The sequence below is a fragment of the Arthrobacter sp. HMWF013 genome (assembly GCF_003061105.1).
In the GTDB taxonomy this organism is placed as follows: Bacteria; Actinomycetota; Actinomycetes; order Actinomycetales; family Micrococcaceae; genus Arthrobacter.
Genome location: NZ_QAIQ01000214.1, coordinates 1 through 2620 on the forward strand (window position 1 = coordinate 1; position 2620 = coordinate 2620).

Here is a 2620-nt window from a genome sequence, read left to right on the forward strand (position 1 = left end):
CACCCGCTGAGGCAGCCCAGGCCGAAGCACCCGCCGAGCAGGCCCCCGCCGAAGAGGCCGCCCCCGCCCAGCAGGCTCCTGCCGCATCCGGCGGCGAAAGCCACGACGTCACCCTCCCCGCACTCGGCGAAAGCGTTACCGAAGGCACCGTGACCCGCTGGCTGAAGGCCATCGGCGACACCGTCGAGGTCGACGAGCCGCTGCTGGAAGTATCCACGGACAAAGTGGACACCGAGATCCCCTCCCCGGTTGCAGGAACGCTGCAGGAAATCCGTGTCAACGAGGACGAAACAGCTGAAGTAGGCGCTGTCCTCGCCGTTATCGGCTCCGGTGCAGCTGCCCCCGCGGCTGCAGAACCCGCCGCTCCGGCCCCCGCAGCCGAAGCCAAGCCCGAGGCACCTGCCCCGGCCGCAGCTCCCGCTCCCGCTTCCGAAGCACCCAAGGCCGAAGCGCCCAAGGCTGAGGCAGCGCCCGCTCCCGCTGCGGCACCGGCTGCGGAGCCCGCAGCCGGCGGCGAGGCCGGCTACGTCACGCCGCTGGTCCGGAAACTCGCCAACCAGCACGGGGTGGACGTCACGTCCCTCTCCGGCACCGGTGTTGGCGGCCGCATCCGCAAGCAGGACGTCATGGCCGCAGCTGAAGCCAAGGCAACCCCGGCTGCATCGGCTCCCGCCGCATCGGCACCGGCGGCATCCGCTGCCCCGGCCGGCCCGGCTGCCTCCTCGCTGCGCGGCACCACGCAGAAGGCTCCCCGCATCCGTCAGGTCATCGCCCGCCGCATGCGCGAGTCCCTCGAGGTCTCCACCCAGCTCACGCAGGTGCACGAAGTGGACATGACCAAGGTGGCCAAGCTCCGCCTCAAGGCCAAGAACTCCTTCCAGGCCCAGAACGGCACCAAGCTCACGTTCCTTCCCTTCATCGCCAAGGCTGTTGCCGAGGCCCTGAAGCAGCACCCCAAGCTCAACGCTGCGTACGACGAAGGCAAGCAGGAAATCACGTACCACAACGCCGAGCACCTGGCGATCGCCGTGGACACTGACAAGGGCCTGCTGGTTCCGGTTATCACGGACGCCGGCAACCTGAACCTGGCCGGACTGGCAGGCAAGATCGCCGACGTCGCCAGCCGCACCCGCGACGGCAAGATCGGCCCGGACGAACTGTCCGGCGGCACGTTCAGCATCACCAACATCGGATCGGTCGGCGCTCTGTTCGACACCCCGATCATCAACCAGCCGCAGGTGGGCATCCTCGGTACCGGAGCGATCGTCAAGCGCCCGGTAGTGGTGTCCGATGAGAACGGTGACGACTCGATCGCCATCCGCTCCATGATGTACCTGTCGCTCACGTACGACCACCGCCTGGTGGACGGCGCAGATGCGGGACGCTTCCTGCAGACCCTGAAGGCCCGCCTTGAAGAAGGCGCCTTCGAGGCAGACCTCGGACTCTAGTCTCCGAAGATTGCCTTAAGCTCCGACGGCGACGGCGGTGCGGACATCGGTGGGAAACCACCGGAAGTCCGTGCCGCCGTCGCCGTTTTGTTCCCGGTGCAGGAGTGCCTCAACCAGGCGGGTCTTACTACGCTGCGTAGAAAGTACTGGCTAGACTGGGGCCATGCAAATTGTCTATAACATCGTGGTTTTCCTGCACATCGTCGGCGCCGCCATGATCGTTGGCATCTGGATCGGCCAGATGAAGAAGCCCACCGTCCACCCGCGCCAGTTCGACGGTGCCATGCTGCAGCTCCTGACCGGCATTGTGCTGATGGGCCTGATTCCGGCGCTGGACATGGATGCGAACTACTTCAAGCTGGGCGTCAAATTTGCCGTCGCCCTGGCCGTGGGTGTGCTCGCCTTCATCGGCCGCCGCAAGTACAAGAAGGGCGAGGACGTCAGCAAGGGACTCGCCCATGGTGTCGGCGGGCTTGCGTTGCTCAACGTAGCGATCGCCACGCTCTGGAACTGACCGCCCGCTGAGCCGCTCACGACGGCGCTGCTCCCCACATGTGGGGAGTGGCGCCGTCGTCGTTTATCCACTGAGAGCGGACATCCTGTGCGTGGCCGCCGGGGAATCCCTAGGATGGGAACCGGCGGGGCCAGGCAGCGGCCTGCCCCGGTTGGAACCGACATCAAGGAGTGGACATGGCAGCAACACGCACAGCGCACACAGTATGGAACGGCGACCTTTTCGCAGGCTCGGGACAGACCACGCTGGACAGCTCCGGCCTGGGCACATTCGACGTTACCTGGAAGGCACGCACCGAAGCGGCCGAGGGTAAGACCAGCCCGGAAGAGCTCATTGCCGCAGCCCACGCCAGCTGCTTTTCAATGGCTTTCAGCAACATGCTCGCCGAGGCCGGCCACACTCCCGAAGAGGTGCGGACCAAAGCCGACGTGACGTTCGTTCCCGGCACCGGCATCACCGGCAGCCACCTGACGGTCGGAGCCCGGATCCCGGGGATTTCCGAAGAGGACTTCCAGCGGATCGCCGGCGAAGCCAAAACCGGCTGCCCTGTCTCCGGAGCCCTTGCCAGCATCAGCATCACCCTGGAAGCCACGCTCGACGCCTAAAAGGGCGATAAAAAAGGCCCTGCCCCTTCCGGTTCATCCGGCAGGGGCAGGGC

3 protein-coding genes are annotated in these 2620 nt (G+C 66.3%); all 3 read left to right on the forward strand.

The window, feature by feature from the left end:
• On the forward strand, window positions 1–1448 hold a 1448-nt coding region (sucB, locus tag DBR22_RS08945), incomplete at its 5' end, for a 2-oxoglutarate dehydrogenase, E2 component, dihydrolipoamide succinyltransferase (protein ID WP_108598724.1).
• Window positions 1449–1611: 163 nt separating this feature from the next.
• Entirely contained in the window at window positions 1612–1962 is a 351-nt protein-coding gene (locus DBR22_RS08950) for a hypothetical protein (protein WP_108598725.1), read from the forward strand.
• Window positions 1963–2138: 176 nt separating this feature from the next.
• A complete protein-coding gene (locus DBR22_RS08955) occupies window positions 2139–2567 on the forward strand; it encodes an OsmC family protein (RefSeq protein ID WP_108598726.1) in 429 nt (142 codons plus the stop codon).
• Window positions 2568–2620: the final 53 nt, after the last annotated feature.

Coding starts and splice junctions, on each gene's coding strand:
- DBR22_RS08950 (WP_108598725.1), top strand. CDS start 1,612: ATGCAAATTGTCTATAACATCGTGGTTTTCCTGCACATCGTCGGCGCC.
- DBR22_RS08955 (WP_108598726.1), top strand. CDS start 2,139: ATGGCAGCAACACGCACAGCGCACACAGTATGGAACGGCGACCTTTTC.